The organism is Desulfofundulus luciae, from assembly GCF_030813795.1.
Lineage (GTDB): Bacteria > Bacillota > Desulfotomaculia > Desulfotomaculales > Desulfovirgulaceae > Desulfofundulus > Desulfofundulus luciae.
In genome coordinates this window covers 122,590-139,651 of the sequence record NZ_JAUSUX010000001.1, presented here as the reverse complement: position 1 = coordinate 139,651, position 17,062 = coordinate 122,590, and the positions used below count along the sequence as shown (strand labels likewise).

At 59.4% G+C, this 17,062-nt stretch carries 21 protein-coding genes; 2 read left to right on the top strand and 19 right to left on the bottom strand.

The features are described 5' to 3' along the window. Positions 1-154: 154 nt before the first annotated feature. The 19 genes from J2Z49_RS00715 to J2Z49_RS00625 all read right to left on the bottom strand — a co-directional run bounded on the left by J2Z49_RS00715 (position 155) and on the right by J2Z49_RS00625 (position 15,070). Complete coding sequence (locus J2Z49_RS00715; RefSeq protein ID WP_307398923.1) at positions 155-556, bottom strand: F0F1 ATP synthase subunit epsilon; 402 nt, start codon at positions 554-556, stop codon at positions 155-157. A gap of 1 nt (position 557) precedes the next feature. Then, positions 558-1,961, bottom strand: a complete 1,404-nt coding sequence (gene atpD, locus J2Z49_RS00710) for a F0F1 ATP synthase subunit beta (protein ID WP_307398921.1) — start codon at positions 1,959-1,961, stop codon at positions 558-560. Positions 1,962-2,018: 57 nt separating this feature from the next. Then, the gene (gene atpG, locus J2Z49_RS00705; RefSeq protein WP_307398920.1) at positions 2,019-2,885 is read right to left on the bottom strand and encodes an ATP synthase F1 subunit gamma; all 867 of its coding nucleotides are present in this window, start codon (positions 2,883-2,885) and stop codon (positions 2,019-2,021) included. Between the two features lie 50 nt (positions 2,886-2,935). Continuing rightward, complete coding sequence (gene atpA, locus J2Z49_RS00700; RefSeq protein ID WP_307398918.1) at positions 2,936-4,471, bottom strand: F0F1 ATP synthase subunit alpha; 1,536 nt, start codon at positions 4,469-4,471, stop codon at positions 2,936-2,938. A gap of 25 nt (positions 4,472-4,496) precedes the next feature. Further along, positions 4,497-5,039, bottom strand: a complete 543-nt coding sequence (locus tag J2Z49_RS00695; RefSeq protein WP_307398916.1) for a F0F1 ATP synthase subunit delta — start codon at positions 5,037-5,039, stop codon at positions 4,497-4,499. Further along, the gene (atpF, locus tag J2Z49_RS00690; RefSeq protein WP_307399151.1) at positions 5,033-5,527 is read right to left on the bottom strand and encodes a F0F1 ATP synthase subunit B; all 495 of its coding nucleotides are present in this window, start codon (positions 5,525-5,527) and stop codon (positions 5,033-5,035) included. The genes J2Z49_RS00695 and atpF overlap by 7 nt, the downstream gene beginning before the upstream one ends. A 109-nt stretch (positions 5,528-5,636) precedes the next feature. Next, a complete protein-coding gene (gene atpE / locus J2Z49_RS00685) occupies positions 5,637-5,873 on the bottom strand; it encodes a F0F1 ATP synthase subunit C (protein ID WP_307399149.1) in 237 nt (78 codons plus the stop codon). A gap of 70 nt (positions 5,874-5,943) precedes the next feature. Beyond that, entirely contained in the window at positions 5,944-6,684 is a 741-nt protein-coding gene (gene atpB, locus J2Z49_RS00680) for a F0F1 ATP synthase subunit A (protein WP_407650022.1), read from the bottom strand. A 17-nt stretch (positions 6,685-6,701) separates the two neighbouring features. Continuing rightward, positions 6,702-7,133 (bottom strand): ATP synthase subunit I, encoded by a 432-nt coding sequence (locus J2Z49_RS00675; RefSeq protein ID WP_307398914.1) that lies wholly within the window; start codon positions 7,131-7,133, stop codon positions 6,702-6,704. Between the two features lie 6 nt (positions 7,134-7,139). Further along, the gene (locus J2Z49_RS00670; protein WP_307398911.1) at positions 7,140-7,340 is read right to left on the bottom strand and encodes an AtpZ/AtpI family protein; all 201 of its coding nucleotides are present in this window, start codon (positions 7,338-7,340) and stop codon (positions 7,140-7,142) included. Between the two features lie 234 nt (positions 7,341-7,574). Then, positions 7,575-8,732, bottom strand: coding sequence for a non-hydrolyzing UDP-N-acetylglucosamine 2-epimerase (gene wecB, locus J2Z49_RS00665; RefSeq protein ID WP_307398909.1), 1,158 nt, complete (start codon positions 8,730-8,732; stop codon positions 7,575-7,577). A 95-nt stretch (positions 8,733-8,827) separates the two neighbouring features. Then, complete coding sequence (locus tag J2Z49_RS00660) at positions 8,828-9,436, bottom strand: hypothetical protein (RefSeq protein WP_307398907.1); 609 nt, start codon at positions 9,434-9,436, stop codon at positions 8,828-8,830. Continuing rightward, complete coding sequence (locus J2Z49_RS00655) at positions 9,427-10,080, bottom strand: HAD family hydrolase (protein ID WP_307398905.1); 654 nt, start codon at positions 10,078-10,080, stop codon at positions 9,427-9,429. Before J2Z49_RS00655 ends, J2Z49_RS00660 begins: the two co-directional genes overlap by 10 nt. A 66-nt stretch (positions 10,081-10,146) precedes the next feature. Beyond that, positions 10,147-10,584, bottom strand: a complete 438-nt coding sequence (locus J2Z49_RS00650) for a deoxycytidylate deaminase (protein ID WP_307399145.1) — start codon at positions 10,582-10,584, stop codon at positions 10,147-10,149. 362 nt (positions 10,585-10,946) lie between these two features. Continuing rightward, a complete protein-coding gene (locus tag J2Z49_RS00645) occupies positions 10,947-12,188 on the bottom strand; it encodes a serine hydroxymethyltransferase (RefSeq protein ID WP_307398903.1) in 1,242 nt (413 codons plus the stop codon). Positions 12,189-12,225: 37 nt separating this feature from the next. Beyond that, entirely contained in the window at positions 12,226-12,687 is a 462-nt protein-coding gene (rpiB, locus tag J2Z49_RS00640) for a ribose 5-phosphate isomerase B (RefSeq protein WP_307398902.1), read from the bottom strand. A 104-nt stretch (positions 12,688-12,791) separates the two neighbouring features. Continuing rightward, positions 12,792-13,364, bottom strand: a complete 573-nt coding sequence (locus J2Z49_RS00635) for a low molecular weight protein arginine phosphatase (RefSeq protein ID WP_307398901.1) — start codon at positions 13,362-13,364, stop codon at positions 12,792-12,794. Between the two features lie 30 nt (positions 13,365-13,394). Next, positions 13,395-13,928, bottom strand: a complete 534-nt coding sequence (locus J2Z49_RS00630) for a manganese efflux pump MntP (protein WP_307398900.1) — start codon at positions 13,926-13,928, stop codon at positions 13,395-13,397. A 50-nt stretch (positions 13,929-13,978) separates the two neighbouring features. Beyond that, positions 13,979-15,070 (bottom strand): L-threonylcarbamoyladenylate synthase, encoded by a 1,092-nt coding sequence (locus J2Z49_RS00625; protein ID WP_307398898.1) that lies wholly within the window; start codon positions 15,068-15,070, stop codon positions 13,979-13,981. Positions 15,071-15,294: 224 nt separating this feature from the next. On the opposite strand from J2Z49_RS00625, the gene J2Z49_RS00620 reads away from it, so the two are divergent. Continuing rightward, positions 15,295-16,260 (top strand): ABC transporter ATP-binding protein, encoded by a 966-nt coding sequence (locus J2Z49_RS00620; RefSeq protein ID WP_307398897.1) that lies wholly within the window; start codon positions 15,295-15,297, stop codon positions 16,258-16,260. Then, the gene (locus J2Z49_RS00615) at positions 16,257-17,027 is read left to right on the top strand and encodes an ABC transporter permease (RefSeq protein WP_307398895.1); all 771 of its coding nucleotides are present in this window, start codon (positions 16,257-16,259) and stop codon (positions 17,025-17,027) included. The genes J2Z49_RS00620 and J2Z49_RS00615 overlap by 4 nt, the downstream gene beginning before the upstream one ends. The last annotated feature ends 35 nt before the right edge of the window (positions 17,028-17,062 follow it).

Below are 17,062 nucleotides of genomic sequence, written 5' to 3'. Positions count from 1 at the left end.
GTAATTATTCAGTAAAACCGTTACCAGCGGCACCATAGGAGGCCACTAAATATTTACAGGCGAGCAAAAACTAAAAGGTGGCAGAACTAACTGCCACCTGTACCAAAGATGTTTATTCCTGTTCGCTCCGGGCAACGCCGTGCCTTTGTAGTTCTTAAGATATGGCCTTCAACCGGGCCAGGGCGCGCTTCAAGGCCAGCTCGGCCCTCACCACGTCAATGTCGGGTGTTCTGGCAGCCAGCCGTTGTTCGGCCCTGGCTTTGGCCGCTTCGGCCCGCTCCCGGTCGATTTCGTCGTCCCGCTCTGCGGTACGGGCCAGGACGGTGACCCGGCTGTTCCGTACCTCGACAAATCCCCCGCTTATCGCTACCTTGAAGGTCCTGTTATCCTCCTGGACCTTCATCACGCCGATCTTCAGGGCGCTAACCAGGGGAGCGTGATCCGGCAGGAAGCCCAGTTCGCCTTCCACGCCCGGCACCACCACAAAGCGGACATCGCCGCTGTATACCTTGCGCTCGGGAGTGACAATTTCCAGGCGTTGGGTTTTTTCCGCCATTTTACGCACTTCCCTCTGCTAAGCTTTTCGCCTTGGCCACCGCGTCGTCGATGGTACCCACCATGTAGAACGCTTCTTCAGGCAGGTCGTCGTGCTTGCCCTCCAGGATTTCCTTGAAGCCGCGGATGGTTTCCTTCAGCGGCACGTACACGCCCGGCCGGCCGGTAAACTGCTCGGCCACGTGGAAGGGCTGGGACAGGAAGCGCTGCAGCTTCCGGGCCCGGGCCACGATCAGTTTGTCCTCGTCCGACAGTTCTTCCATACCCAGGATGGCGATGATATCTTGAAGCTCCTTGTAGCGCTGCAGGACCTTCTGCACGCCCCGGGCCACCTCGTAGTGCTCCTGGCCCACCACGTTGGGGTCCAGGATGCGGGAGGTGGAGTCCAGGGGGTCCACCGCCGGGTAAATGCCCAGCTCGGCAATTTGCCGGGAGAGCACCACGGTGGCGTCCAGGTGGGCAAAGGTGGTCGCCGGCGCCGGGTCGGTCAGGTCGTCGGCGGGCACGTACACGGCCTGCACCGAAGTAACCGAACCCTTCATGGTGGAAGTAATCCGCTCCTGCAGTTGACCCATTTCCGTGGCCAGGGTGGGCTGGTAACCCACGGCCGAGGGCATCCGGCCCAGGAGGGCGGAAACCTCGGAACCGGCCTGGGTGAAGCGGAAGATGTTGTCGATGAACAGGAGCACGTCAGCCCCTTCCTCATCCCGGAAGTATTCGGCCATGCACAGCCCGGTCAGGCCCACCCGCAGGCGGCATCCCGGCGGCTCGTTCATCTGGCCGAACACCATGATGGTCTTGTCCAGCACGCCCGCTTCGGTCATCTCCCGGTAGAGGTCGTTGCCCTCGCGGGTCCGCTCGCCCACGCCGGCAAACACGGAAATACCGCCGTGCTGCTTGGCGATGTTGTTGATGAGCTCCATCACGATAACCGTCTTGCCCACGCCGGCGCCGCCGAACATGGCGATCTTGCCGCCCTTTAAGAAGGGCACCAGCAGGTCGACCACCTTCAGACCGGTTTCCAATTGCTCGGCCCGGGTGGACTGCTCGGCCAGGGCCGGAGCGGGCCGGTGGATGGGATAATGGTAGTCGCTCTTGATGGGACCCTTACCGTCAATGGGCTCACCCAGCACGTCCACCAGGCGGCCCAGGACGGCCCGCCCCACGGGAACGGTGATGGGCTTGCCGGTATCAATCACTTCCATGCCCCGCACCAGACCGTCGGTGGAGGACATGGCCACAGTGCGCACGATGTTGTTGCCCAGGTGCTGCGCCACTTCCAGGGTCAGGTCCTCCTGCCCTTCGCGGCGGATCTTCAGGGCATTATAGATATCAGGCACCTGGCCGGGTGGAAATCGGACGTCCACCACTACGCCAATGACCTGTACTACATGACCAACATTCATCAGCTACTCCGTACCTCCTTCGCGCGAAGCTTGAGTTAGCCCGGGGAACGACTACGTTTATTCCAGGGCCGCCGCTCCGCCAACAATTTCGGAAATTTCCTTGGTAATGGCAGCCTGGCGGGCCCGGTTCATGGACAGGGTCAGCCTGTCGATCATATCGCCTGCGTTCTTGGTGGCGTTGTCCATGGCGGTCATGCGGGCGCTGTGCTCGCTGGCCTTGGATTCCAGGAGGCCGTGAAACACCATGTTCTCCACGTACATGGGCAACAGCTCCGACAATACGCTTTCTGCCGAGGGCTCGAAGATATACTCCACCCTGCCGGGCTTACCTTCGCCGTTTTCCTGCCCCTCGGGAGGTTCCACGGGGAGGAGTTTGACCACCCTGGGCCGCTGTACCAGCACGTTGACAAACTCGCTGTAGATGAGGTAGACGGCATCAAATTCCCCCGCCGCATATTTCTCCATGACGTAGCGGGCAATCTCCTGGGCGTGGCCCAGCTTGATGGTCTCGCCCAGGCCCACGTACTGCTGGGCGATATTATAACCCCGGCGGCGGAAGTAGTCGCGGCCTTTACGCCCTACACAGACCAGGCTTAACTCGGCGCTGATGTTTTTTGTCTCCTGAACGGTCCTGCGGATCAGGTTGGCGTTAAAACCGCCGCACAACCCCCGGTCGGCAGTGATGAGGACGTAGGCCACTCTTTTGGGCTCCCGCACCTCCAGAAGGGGGTGCTTCACCCCGCCGGCAGCGGTGGCCACCCGTCCCAGCACGTCTTTCATCCGGCGGGCGTAGGGCCTGGCGGACAAAACCTGCTCCTGGGCCCGGCGCATCTTGGCGGCGGAAACCGCCTTCATGGCCTTGGTGATCTGCTGGGTGCTCTTGATACTTTTTATACGCCGCCGCAAGTCCCGTAAACTTGGCACTCTTTTTCACCACCTCGCGTCGCTACTACCGGAAGACCGGGAAGCGTAGATCAGGCCGTCCGGGCCACAAAACCCTTCTTGAATTCGACAATGGCCGCTTTCAGTTTTTCTTCCGTTTCCCTGGACAGCTCGCCGGTCCTGGCAATGGCTTCGCCCACTTCCGGATGGCTGGTGTGCATGTAGTTCAAGAACTCTTCTTCAAAGGGCAGCACCTTTTCCACCGGCAGGTCGTCCAGGTAGCCGTTTACCCCGGCATAAATAACCATAACCTGGTCTTCCACCGCCATGGGAGCGTACTGCTTTTGCTTGAGCAGTTCCACCATGCGCTGGCCGCGGATCAATCGGGCCTGGGTGGCCTTGTCCAGGTCGGAGCCGAACTGGGCGAAAGCGGCCAGCTCGCGGTACTGGGCCAGGTCCAGGCGCAGCCGTCCGGCCACCTGCTTCATGGCCTTGATCTGGGCGGCGCCGCCCACCCGGGATACCGAAAGACCCACGTTAATGGCCGGACGGACACCTGCGTAGAACAGGTCGGGCTCCAGGTAAATCTGGCCATCGGTAATGGAAATCACGTTGGTGGGAATATAGGCCGAAACGTCGCCGGCCTGGGTTTCAATGATAGGCAGGGCCGTTATGGAACCGCCTCCCAGTTCGTCGTTGAGCTTGCAGGCCCGCTCCAGCAGGCGGGAGTGCAGGTTGAACACGTCGCCGGGATAAGCTTCACGGCCGGGGGGACGCCGCAGGAGCAGGGAAAGCTCGCGGTAGGCCACGGCCTGCTTGGAAAGGTCGTCATAGACAATGAGCACGTGTTTGCCCTGCTCTAAAAACTCCTCGCCCATGGCGCAGCCGGCATAGGGAGCAATGAAGAGAAGCGGAGCCGGGTCGGAGGCGGTAGCCGAAACCACGATGGTGTAATCCATGGCACCGAAATCCCGCAGGCGCTGCACCACGTTGGCCACCGTGGAGGCTTTCTGCCCGATGGCTACGTAGATACAGATGACGTCCTTGCCTTTCTGGTTGATGATGGCGTCCACGGCAATGGCCGTCTTACCGGTCTGCCGGTCGCCGAGGATCAATTCCCGCTGTCCTCTCCCGATAGGAATCATGGAGTCGATGGCTTTTAAACCGGTCTGCAGGGGCTGGTGCACGGGCTTGCGGGTGATCACGCCGGGGGCAATACGTTCAATGGGACGGAACTTGTCGCTTTTGATGGGACCCTTGCCGTCCAGGGGGCGTCCCAGGGGGTTGACCACCCGGCCGATCAGGGCATCCCCCACGGGCACGGAAGCAATGCGTCCGGTCCGCTTGACGGTGTCCCCTTCCTTGATGTGGGTGTAGGCACCGAGCAAGACGCAACCGATGTTATCCTCTTCCAGGTTGAGGGCCATGCCCAGGGTCGGTTCAGCGCCCTCTTCGGGGGCCGGAAATTCCAGCAGTTCCATGGCCATGCAGGCTTCCAGGCCGTAGACGCGGGCAATACCGTCACCGACCTGGATAACGGTGCCCACATCGCGCATTTCAATTTGCGCCTGGTATTTTTCAATCTGCTGCCGAATGATCGAGCTGATCTCTTCCGGTCGCAAATTCATTCTCCTAATTTCACCCCTATCGCCTTTAACTTATTTGCCTGAGGTGCTCTCTTAAGGCTGCCAGCCGGGTACGCAGGCTGCCGTCGATAACCCGGTCGCCAATGCGCACCACCACCCCGCCAATTAGCGCGGGGTCCACGCTGTATGCGGTCTGCACTTTCTTGCGGGCAATCTTGTTCAAAACTTCCCCCAGTTTTTGCTTCTCCTCTTTAGTCAGTTCGATGGCACTGGTTACTTCAGCCTTCACGATATTGCGGGCCCGGTCGGCCAGGCTGGAATAATGCGCCACAATATCACTTAAGAAGGCTTCCCGGTGCCTGTCTACCAGTAAAAAGAGAAAGTTCTCGGTAATAGGGGAAATTTTGCCGGAGAAAATGCTTTTCAGCACATCTTTCTTTTCCTGTTCAGTAATGCGGGGATGATAGAGCACCTTTTGGAATTCACGGGAATCGGCTATGACCTGATTTACTGCCCTTAGCTCCCGCTCTACCTGATCCACCAGACCTTGCGCTTCGGCCAGGTCATAAAGGGCCTGGGCATAACGCTGCGCTACGGCCCCCTTTAACATGGCAGATCCCCCGCTTCTTTAATGAATTCCTGGACCAGGCCGTGTTGAATTTCGGGGGTGATGGTCTGGTTGATGATCTTTTGGGCCACCAGGATGGACAGCGAGGCCACCTGGTCGCGCAATTCTGCAACCGCCTTCTCCTTCTCCCGGGCAATTTCCTCAAGGGCGCTCTCCTTGAGCCGCTGCGCCTCGGCTCTGGCCGCCTCAACAATCTCCTGGGCCTTGTCCTCACCGGCCTTGGTGGCCTGCTGGATGATGGCCTGGGCTTCTTCCCTCGCTTTTTGCATCTCGGCCAGGTATTGCTGGCGCAGCGCTTCGGCCTGTTTCCGCTCTTCTTCGGCGGCGGCCACGTTATTGGCTATATATTGCTGGCGTTGTTCCAGAATATTGACGATGGGCTTGTAAACCACTAAACGAAGGAATATGAGCAAAATAACAAAGTTAATAATTTGGGCCACCAGGGTATGATTAATTCCCAGCGCTTCCACCGGTTCCCCTCCTTCCTTACTACCCGTTGCCGTGGACAAAAGGGAGGCAATAGCAGGTTGTTTGGATCTCTTAACCCGCTATGCCACCTTTTACCCACCGTTACCTGCGTTAACCACCGATTTTACCAAACAGCATGAAGGCAATTACCACCGCGATGATGGGCAGGGCCTCGATCAGACCCACAGAGATAAACATTGTGGTCAGCAGGTTACCTCTTAATTCGGGTTGGCGGGCCATCGCCTCCACGGTACGGCCGGTGACCAGACCGTCGCCGATACCGGCACCCAGGGCGGCCAGACCCACGGCTAAAGAGGTACCGAGGGCAGCAGCAGCTCCCACTTCCATCACTTTCCCCTCCTTTCTCCCAAAATTTCCACTTTGCAAGGCATATCTCTATTTAGAGATGGGAAAAACCTCAATGTTCGTGTTCTTTAACCACCTGAGAAATATAGGCAATGGTGAGCATGGTAAAGATAAAGGCCTGAATAAATCCCACAAAGATACTGAAGGCCAGCCACACCACCGAGGGGATGAACCCGCCGAAGATAAAGGTGTTCAGGCCTAAAAGCCCCAGCAGGACCGCAATGAGAACCTCGCCGCCGTAGATGTTCCCGTATAGACGGAAGGCCAGGGTTACCGGTTTCGCCAGTTCTTCAACAATGGTCAGTGGCAGGAAGAAGGGAAACGGTTCCAGGAAGTGCTTGAAATGCCCGGCCCCTTTGTAGCGGATCCCCATGAATTGGACGAGGAAGAAGACCATTATGGCCATACCGGCAGTGGTGTTCACATCGGCGGTGGGCGACATCATGGTGGGAACCAGGCCCCAGAGGTTGCTGAAAAGAAGGAAGATGAAGAGTGTAAAGATCAGGGACATCAAGCCTGCGCCCTTTTTCGGGTCCATATTTTCGTAGACCAGGCCCCGCAGAAACTGGAAGATCTCCTCCACCATCAGCTGAAGTTTACCCGGCCGTTTCATATTCATGTTGCGGGTGGCCGACACGGTGAAGACGATCACCAGCAACATGACGATCCAGGTCATTACCAGCGTTTTTGGATTGAGGACAATATGGGTGTTGCCCAGGGTAAATTCCCATGGATGGTGGGGGAACCCCCACACGTTTAATTCCTCGTGGATTTGTTCCAGGCTTTTCACCAACTATCACCTCCTTCTTTTTAAATTTTTTCTTCTATCCTGGAAAACACTCTCCCCTCAGAGCGGCTCTGGCGCGCCGCGTGAACAGCCGCGTCCACGGCGGTAATACAGGGGACGGCCAGAAGGCCAGCCCCCAGCCAGTACACATTTACATTTGCCACCCGGCCGGCCAGCAAAACCACGACTGCCGCCAGCGCAAGGCGCATGATCAGACCCTGGCGCATGTAGCTCCGGGCACCGCTCCTGTCCAGCGAGCCCAGGCGCTTGATCCGCAGGGCCAGGGAGACGGTATTGTACAGCCCGGTGGCCAGGCCGAGAAAAAGACCCCACGCCAGGGAATCCCCTGGGTCGGCAGCAATGGCCAGCAACACCAGAACGAGCAACGCCCCGGTGATGCGGGTTGTGCGCTTTAACTGGTTATCCAGTTCGGGAATGGGCGGTAAGGAAGGCACAGGGCTTTACCCCCACTCTTTGAAAAAACGTGACACGGTCTGGACGACCCCCCAGATGCCCGCGGCAGTCCCCAGCAGGATGCCCGCCGTCATCATCCAGGGCCCGGTATGTAACTGGCGATCCAGCCACCGGCCGCCGTAAAACCCGGCGGTAACCATGACGGCCATTTCCATGCCGATGGTGGTGGTAAGGGCAAGGGCCGCCATGATACGACCTCCCACCCGGCGCTCGCCCATAGTAGGTCACCTTTCCCGGTGCGGGTGCAGCAACCTGTCACTTTTTGTTAGAAAAATGTCGGCTGCGTTACACCCGTCACAAAGTTATTGTTCTACATAAAGTCGTTTATTCCTTCACCGCCGGAAGACTTTTTTTGAATAAGAAGAATTGCCATTAAACAGGCGACTACGTGCCTTAATTGTACTCCGGCGTACCTCTTTAGCTTAATATTCAGGAGTGACAAAAGGCTCCGGCGGTTCGTCGCTCGAGCCGAAATGGTACAGAATGGCCTGGCAGATGCGCCGGGAAGCCCGGCCGTCCCCATAGGGGTTCACCGCTTCGGCCATTTGCCGGTAATGGGCTGCGTCTTCCAGCAAGCGCCTGGTTTCGTTGAAAATCGCCTCCCGGGTTGTACCCACCAGGCGCACGGTACCGGCCCGGATGGCTTCGGGACGTTCGGTGGTGTTGCGCAGCACCAGTACAGGCTTGCCCAGGGCCGGGGCCTCTTCCTGCAACCCGCCCGAGTCGGTGAGTACCAGGTAGCAGCGGTTCATCAAGTTTACGAAGGGCTGGTAAGAAAGGGGCTCGATGAGGTGAACCCGGGGCAGTTCCCCCAGCACCTCCTGCACTATCCCGCGTACCGCCGGGTTCTTATGCACGGGAAAGACTACCTCCACATCGGGATAAAGGGCAACGATATCCCGCAGGGCCAGGTAAATCTCCCGCATGGGTTCGCCAAGGTTCTCCCGGCGGTGGGTGGTCACCAGCAGCACCCGCCGGCGCCGGTAATCTATACCGGCCAGGCGGGCATCGCCGAACCGGTAATCCGGGTCCACGGTGGCCAGCAGGGCGTCAATGACGGTATTTCCCGTGACAAAGATCTTTTCCGGGGCCACCCCTTCCCGCAGCAGGTTATCCCGGGCGGTGGCGGTAGGGGCAAAGTGCAGGTCGGCCACCACCGCCGTGAGGTGGCGGTTTATTTCCTCGGGAAAGGGGGAATATTTGTCCCCCGTGCGCAGGCCCGCCTCCACGTGGCCCACCGGTATTTGAAAATAGAAGGCGGTTAAAGCGGCCACAAAGGTGGTGGTGGTATCGCCGTGCACCAGCACCAGGTCCGGCCTTTCTCTTGCCATGACCTGCTCCAGGCCGTCCAGGGCCCGGCGGGTGATGTCGAAGAGGCTCTGCCCGGGCCTCATGATATCCAGATCGTGGTCGGGAATAATCCGAAAAAGATGCAGCACCTGATCCAGCATCTCCCGGTGCTGGGCGGTGACGGCCACCCGGCAGAGGACCCGGTCCGGGTGGCGCTGCAGTTCCTTGATGAGGGGGGCCATCTTGATGGCCTCCGGCCGGGTGCCGAAAACAGTGAGAACCTTGAGCATAGTTTGTCTCCTTGGACGGGTAATTAAACGACAGAACCCCGGGATTAACTATATGCGGCTTATCCTTGAAATATAAGGGAACAAATTCCATCCCCTCATCCTTTGCGGAAGTGCCCCCGGGGACCACCCACATTGTAAAAGGCGGAATTAAAGTTGCGGTACAGGGATTTATACCCGGCAATGCGGTGCCACTTTTTGATGAATCCCGGCGGCAGGTCCTCCCGCAAAACCACCTGGGACCAGCCCCCGGGCAGGGGATAGGCGTAATAGGGCTTGTCCTTGGGCACGCCCCGGATAAAGATTACCTGGGGAACGATCCATTCCAGGCGGGCCAGGTAGACCCGGTGCATACCGTCGCAGATGATGTTGAATACCGACCCGTCGGCCTCCACGGATTCCTCGATGACCGGCGGCAGGAGGTCCACCGGCTCGTCGCAACCTGCCAGGTAAAGGGTGACATACCCGTCGAGGTGGAAAAGGTCGCACCCGTGGCGGGCCAGTTCCCACTTCAGCTCCCGCACCTTTTGCAGTTCACCGGTGAGGACGTAGGATTGGGCCGGGGCCAGAAAATTCGTGTGGATTTTTTCCAGGGAGATGAAAACGTCCCGGTATATGTAACAGTCCGGGTCGGTGAGCATGGTAACCCGGCGCAGCTTGTCCACAAGTTCCCCGGGTGTATGGCGTACTACTCTGGTTATTTCCATGAACAGGTATCTCTCCTCTTTTGCTCAAGTTCTTCCAGAGCCCTGGCAAGCTGGCTCGTATCCCGCACAATGATGTCCGGCCGGGGCCATTCACCCCATAACACCCGGGCCATGGCCGGGTACTCGCGCTCGGGACGGGACAGGACCCAGATGGCGGCCAATCCCATGTTTATGGCCGGCAGGATATCCTTTTCATAAGTGTCCCCGATCATGACGGAACGCCGGGGGTCGGCATCCAGAGCCTCCAGGGCCGCCCGGTAGAGCTCTTCTGCCGGCTTTTTCCTGCCCAGGCGAAAACTCAAAGCGGCGTAGTCCACCAGGGAAGCGATACCCGGGCAGGCACGTAAAAAAGCCCGGTAGTAGGGAACCCAGATGTCTGAGACCAGGCCCACGGCAAAGCCCAGTTCCCGGGCCCGCAACACGGCTCCAGCCGCGCCCGGTATTTCCACCGCGGCCATCTCCTGGTCGGTCCAGAGGCGCAAAAGGGCCTCTTTATGCTGCGGGTCCAGGGAAACAATTTCACCCAGGGCCGCGCAGGCCTCCCGGGGGCCTGCAAACTCCCGGCACATAATTATATCCCCCACCAGCCGGTCCTGCCCCGGGGGCAGCCCCAGCAGCCGGGCAATTTGTTTGGTTGGGGACACTTCCGGTCCGGTAATCAGGGTGGCTCCGATATCGAAAAGGGCTGCCTTTCGTCTGGCGATGGCCGGTCACTCCCACAGGTCCACCTGCACGCCGTGGCGGCGCAGGAATTCTATGCCCTCATCGGTGCCCCGGTAATCCCGGCGCACCACCACCCGGGACAGGGCGCAGGAAACAATGAGCTTGGCACAGGTCAGGCAGATGTCGGCGTTGACGTACATGGTGCCGCCGCCCACGGCCAGACCCCGCTTGGCACAGAGGCAGATGGCGTTTTGCTCGGCGTGGACGCAGGGCTTGTAGTCTTCCCGGCCGGCCAGGTCCTTCAGGCACCGGCCGGTATCAATGCAGTGTTCCGCCCCGCTGACCACCCCGTTGTAACCGTGGGAAATAATGCGCCGGTCCACCACAATTACGGCTCCCACCTTTTTGCGCAGGCAGGTGGAGCGCCGGGCAATAACGTCGACCACTTCCATATAAATCTCATCGAATGAAGGCCTTTTAACCAGGGCTGCTCACCTCCGGTCTCCAGGAACGGCGGGACGCCGGTCTCTTGCTCTCTTAGCACCCCGACACCAGGCAATAGTTTCGCTGTAAATATTCAGTGAACCCAGTTGGATGCGGTGCTGTCCGGAGCGAACGACTTGCAAAGCGCCGGTAACAGCACCCGGTGAACCCAGCACTCACCGGCAATGATGCTCTTTCCAAGCCTGCTGTAACAAGATAGTAAGTGCAGGGCTTTCCAGTATAACTTTTTCAGTGAGTGCTGGGCGGCCCGAAGCGAACCGTGGTGCGCATCTTACGCGAAGCACTGGAGTGAGCGAGGACAGCACCGCATCCTTGTTCTTACTGACGTTTATTTGCGTTTCGCCTAATACAGCGGGTACCGGCGGCACAGCCCGGCCACCATTTCCCGCACCCGGCTCAGCTTGTCCGGATTATCCCGGAAGCTTAAAGCCAGGTGGATGATTTCGGCCACCGTCTCCATATCCGCTTCCTTCAGGCCCCGGGTGGTCACCGCCGGGGTGCCGATGCGTATCCCGCTGGCCACCGCCGGGGGCTGCGGGTCATAGGGGATGGCATTTTTGTTTACCGTCACGCCGACGGAATCCAGGACGGTTTCCGCCTCACGGCCGGTAACTCCCTTGTTGCGCAAATCCACCAGCATCAGGTGGTTGTCGGTACCGCCGCTGACCAGTTCAAAGCCCCGGTCCATCAGGGCCCGGGCCAGGGCACGGGCGTTTTTGACGATCTGCCGCTGGTACTCCTTAAATTCCGGCTGCTGCGCCTCTTTGAGGGCTACGGCCTTGGCGGCAATGACGTGCATCAGGGGCCCGCCCTGGATACCCGGAAAGACCGCCTTGTCAATGGCCGCGGCGTACCTGGCCCGGCACAGAATCATGCCCCCCCGGGGGCCGCGCAGGGTTTTATGGGTGGTGGTGGTCACCACATCGGCGTAAGGCACCGGGCTCATGTGCTCCCCGGCAGCCACCAGCCCGGCAATGTGGGCCATGTCCACCATCAGGTAGGCCCCCACTTCCCCGGCAATTTCCTGAAACTTATAAAAGTCAATGGCCCGGGGGTAAGCGCTGGCCCCGGCCACGATGATCTTCGGCTTATGTTCAAAGGCGGCGGCAAAAACCTTCTCGTAGTTGATCAGGCCTGTATCCTTTTCCACCCCGTAAAAAGCTACCCGAAAGTATTTCCCGGATATATTCAATGGGCTGCCGTGGGTGAGGTGACCGCCGTGGGCCAGGTTCATGCCCAAGATGGTGTCCCCCGGTTCCAGGAGGGCGAAATAAACGGCCATGTTGGCCTGGGCACCGGAGTGGGGCTGCACATTGACATGTTCGGCACCAAAGAGTTCCTTCGCCCGGTTAATGGCCAGTTCCTCCGCAATATCCACGAACTGACAGCCGCCGTAATAACGCCGCCCGGGATAACCTTCGGCGTACTTGTTGGTCAGCACTGAACCCTGGGCCTCCATTACCGCCCGGCTGGCGGCATTTTCCGAGGCGATCAGTTCCAGGGTATCGCGCTGGCGGCCCAGCTCCAGCTCAATTGCTCTGGCAATTTCAGGATCCACTGCAGCTAAAGATCTGTTCATTTCCATGTTATACAGTTTCCTCCCCCACGACATGCTTTTGCGGCTAATGATCACAGCAACCGCCGTATTTCTTTTCAATCTCGGCGATCTTGGCCACCCGCCGGGCGTGGCGCCCGCCGGCAAATTCGGAAGCCAGCCACACCCGGACAATCTCCCGGGCCAGCCCGGGACCGATTACCCGCTGGCCCATGGTCAGGATGTTGGCGTCGTTGTGCTCCCGGGAAGCCCGGGCGGAAAAGGTATCGTGGCAAAGGGCTGCCCGGATGCCGGGCACCTTGTTGGCCGCAATGGCCACCCCAATGCCCGTACCGCAACAAAGGATGCCCAACTGGTATTCCCCGCTGCGTACGGCCTCGGCTACCAAAAGGGCAAAATCGGGGTAATCTACTGCTTCTTCCGAATAGGTGCCGAAATCATGAAAGGAAATGCCGTTCTCCTGCAAAAAAGAAATAACCTCTTCTTTTAAACGAAAGCCACCGTGGTCGGCGGCCAGGGCAATCCGCACGGGTTAACTTCACCCCTTTTTTCAAGAGAAGAAATACAACCAGTTTCTTTCTACAAAAAACGCTATTTTCCTGCTTCAATTTTTGCAGGCCCCGGCTGCCCGGGTTATTCCTTTTGACCGTTGCCTGGCGGCACATCTCCCTGGTCGGTGCTTGCCCCGGCCTGGTCGCCGGAAGGCGGAGCAGATTCCTGATCCGGCTTCGCTTCCTCCAGTCCGGCTTTTTCGGCGGCCAGCCTGTCCAGGGCCAGGGAGATCAGATAACGCAGCTCGCCGGCACACTGGCGGTAAACATCCACCGGTCCACCGAAGGGATCGGGGACATCACCGCCCCTGCCGGCGTATTCGGCGAGGGTAAAAATTTTTCCCGCCAGGTCCGGCGCCTGCTCCTGGATCAGTTGTTTGTGGCTTTTAGTCATGGTCAGCACCAGGTCGGCCTCTTCCACATCCCGGCGGGTAAGCAGGGCAGCCCGGTGGGATCGCAAATCCAGGCCCATTTCCTCCATCACCGCCACGGCCTGCGGCGATGCCTCGCTGCCGGGCAGGGCGGCTATCCCCGCGGAAACAACTTCAATCTCCCCCTGCAATCCCTTTCTGGCCACCATGTCCCTGGCCAGGGCCTCCGCCATACTGCTCCTGCAGGTGTTGCCGGTGCACACAAAGAGCACTTTTCTGGTCATGATCACGCCTCCCGGTAATGCCATCACCATTTATAAAAACAGCTTAACCCCGATACCCACCAGGATCAACCCGCCCAAAAGCCGCGCCCTTTCCCCCACCATTTGTCCAAGGTAGCGTCCCAGCACCAGCCCGGAAAAGGTCATGAGACCGGCCACCAGCCCGAAGGTGAGCACGGTAAAAAGCAACTGCGTCCGCAGGGTACCCAGGGTAAAACCTACACTCAGGGCATCCATGCTTACGCTGGCCCCCAGAAGAAACAATCCCCAGTTGTTCAGCAAAACAACGCGCGGTTCTTCCTCGCTAAAGGCTTCCCTGATCATGCGCAGGCCAAGGTAAAGGAGCAGCACTGCTCCCGCTGTGGTGGCCGCGCGGCCCAGCAATCCGCCCACCAGTTCCCCCGCTTCAAAGCCCAAAAGGGGCATGGCAATATGAAAAAGGAGCACGGTTAAAGTAATGAGCAATATTTGCAGGCGCCTGACCCCGGTCATCCCAATGCCCAGGCACAGGGAAAAGGCATCGGTGCCCAGGGCTACCGCCAGCAAAAGTAAGGTTGGAATACTCACCCCTGTTGCCTCCAGAAAACCCCTTCTATACACCAAAACGGGGACGGAAGTCACACCCGTTCAATGCGGTTGCCCGCGGCCCGCCGCAGGCGGTTCATCACGGCAAGTCCCAGACCCCGGGGCTCGATACCCTCGGCCAGGATGATGTCCACCCCCAGTTCATCAAACCGGCGCAGGGCGGCAAAGAGCCGGGAAGCTATGCCGGCAGGGTCCTGCCGCGAGCCGGCCACCACCACCCGGTCTTCCTGGCATTCTCTGGCGGTTTCGGCGGTGGCCAGAACCCCAACCCGCAAACCCCGGGACCGGTAACCCCCGGCCAGTTCCTTCAACCGGGCCACCACCCGTTCCGGCTCCCCCTCCACCAGCACCAGGGGGGCCCGGGGGGCATAATGCCGGTACTTCATGCCCGGCGAACGGGGGCGAAATTCGCCGGCAGGAGAACCACAGCCGGGCACGCCATCAATGCCCGGGTCTACCCGCACCTCACCAATAACCTTTTCCAGTTCCTCGCGAGTTATACCCCCGGGACGGAGAATCACGGGCACATCCCCGGTAAGATCCAGTACCGTTGACTCAAGACCCACCCCCGCGGGACCGCCGTCCAGGATGGCTTCAATGCGGCCGTCCAGGTCCTGCAGAACGTGCCCGGCGGTGGTGGGGCTGGGGCGGCCGGAAAGGTTGGCACTGGGCGCCGCCACCGGCACCCCGGCGGCCGCAATCAGGGCCAGGGCCACGGGATGGCCGGGCATGCGTATGCCCACGCTGTCCAGTCCCGCCGTCACCTGCCGGGGAACAACTGGTGCTGCGGGCAGCACCAGGGTAAGGGGGCCCGGCCAGAAAACGTCCATCAGCCTGCCGGCACCGGCAGGCACCCGGCGGGCCAGCCGGTTCACCGTTTCCCGGTCGGCCACGTGGACGATCAGGGGGTTGTCCTGGGGGCGTCCCTTGGCTTCAAAGATGCGGACTACGGCAAGGGCATCCAGGGCATTGGCTCCCAGGCCGTAAACCGTTTCGGTGGGAAAGGCCACGAGCCCCCCTTGACGCAAAATTAACCCGGCCCGGGCCATGATCCCGGGATCGGGCCTGGCGGGATCCACCATCCAGTACGTCGTCCGCCCAACGGGATTCTTCGATCGCTCCATTGTAATACCTTCGTTTTGGAAACTTTACCGGTTAGTATACCACAAAAAGTATACCACAAAATGGCGCCAAAAAGATACAACCACGGGAAATTGCCCATGGTAGGTAAGGCGGTTTTGTTATAGAATATAGTTTGAACCACCCCGGTTGAAGGCCGGTAACCAAGCGAAATAAGTTACGGGCATTCCGCATCTTTTTAAGGCCAACATTTACCGGAGAGACAGGGATGGATGTCATAGTTGCCGAAAAGCTAACTAAAGAATACAACGGTAAAGTGGCCGTACGCAGCATCGACTTTCGCGTGCGGCCCCGGGAGTGCTTCGGCTTTCTCGGCCCCAACGGGGCGGGGAAAACTACTACCGTGAATATGATCTACTGCCTGTCCCCCGTTACTTCCGGGAGGCTCACCGTCCTGGGCATGGATGTACAAAAAAAGCCCCGGGAAATAAAAAGCCGGCTGGGAGTGGTGCCCCAGGAAAACAATCTGGACCCGGATTTAAAAGTGCTGCAGAACCTGCTCGTCTACGCCAATTATTTCCGCATCCCGGCAGCCACCGCCCGCACCCGGGCCATGGAACTGCTGGAGTTTTTCGACCTGGCCGACCGGGCCAACGACAGGGTGGACCGCCTCTCCGGGGGCATGAGACGCCGTCTGACCATTGCCCGGGCGCTGATCAATAACCCCGACCTGGTGATCCTGGACGAGCCCACCACGGGGCTCGACCCCCAGGCGCGCCACCTGGTCTGGCAGCGCCTGCGCCGCCTGAAAGAGCGGGGGGTGACCCTGCTGCTGACCACCCATTACCTGGAGGAGGCCAGCCAGCTCTGCGACCGCCTGGTGATCATGGATAGGGGCGAAATTCTGGAGGAGGGCGACCCGCAGGGGCTGGTGGCCAAACACATTGGCCGGGAAGTGGTGGAGGTGGGCCTGGACCGGATGGAGCGCACCGAACAGTTCCAGCCGGCGCTAAACTGCAAAGATCCGGTAAAAATGGTTGTGGACCGGACGAACCACCTGCTCCGGGGCCACCTGGCGGTGGGGGACAACCTCTTCCTTTTCCCCCGGGAAAACGGCCAGGCCCTCCTCCAGGCCCTGCAGGACATGCCCCTCTCTTTTTCCCAACTTTTGCTGCGTCCCGCCACCCTGGAGGACGTGTTTTTAAAGCTCACCGGAAGGGGGTTGCAGGCTTGAAGTTCCTGGACGTTTCCCCGCTGGTATGGCAGGTGCTGCGCCGCCACCTGATCGTTTTCAGCCGCAACTGGAAAACAAACCTTTCTTTTAACTTTTTCGAGCCCCTCCTGTACATTGCGGCACTGGGACTTGGCCTGGGCGCCTACGTACAACCCATGGAAGGACTGCCCTATTTGAATTACCTGGCTCCCGGGCTGGTGGCTTCTTCGGCCATGTTCGCCACCAGTTACGAGTGTACCTACGGCACCTTTGTGCGCATGGAATACCAGAAAACCTTTCACGCCATGGTAGCCACCCCGGTAAGCATGGATGACATAATCGTGGCCGAAATACTGTACGGTACCTTCAAAAGTATCCTGTACGGCTCGGTGATCCTGGTGGTAATCCTGGCCCTGGGTCTGGTGGTCTCGCCCTGGGCGTTGCTGGTACCCCCGGTGCTGGCCGTGGCGGGGCTTTTGTTTGCTGTTTTTTCCATGATCTGGACGGGGCTGGTGCCCAACATAGAAAATTTCAATTATTTCTTCTCCCTGATCATGACGCCCCTTTTTCTCTTCTCCGGAGTCTTCTTCCCTTTAAGCGGCCTGCCCCGGATAATGCAAAAGCTGGCCTGGGCCAGCCCTCTTTACCACGTGGTCAACCTGGTACGCAGCCTGGTGCTGGGCCAGGTGCATCCCGGTTTAATCTGGGATTTCATCTGGCTGGTGGCATTAACCGCCGTATTGTTTCCCCTGCCCCTCTACCTGATGCGCCGGCTGGTGATTAAATAGTTGCCTGCCCTTTCTCCCGCATGGAGGCGGAAGTG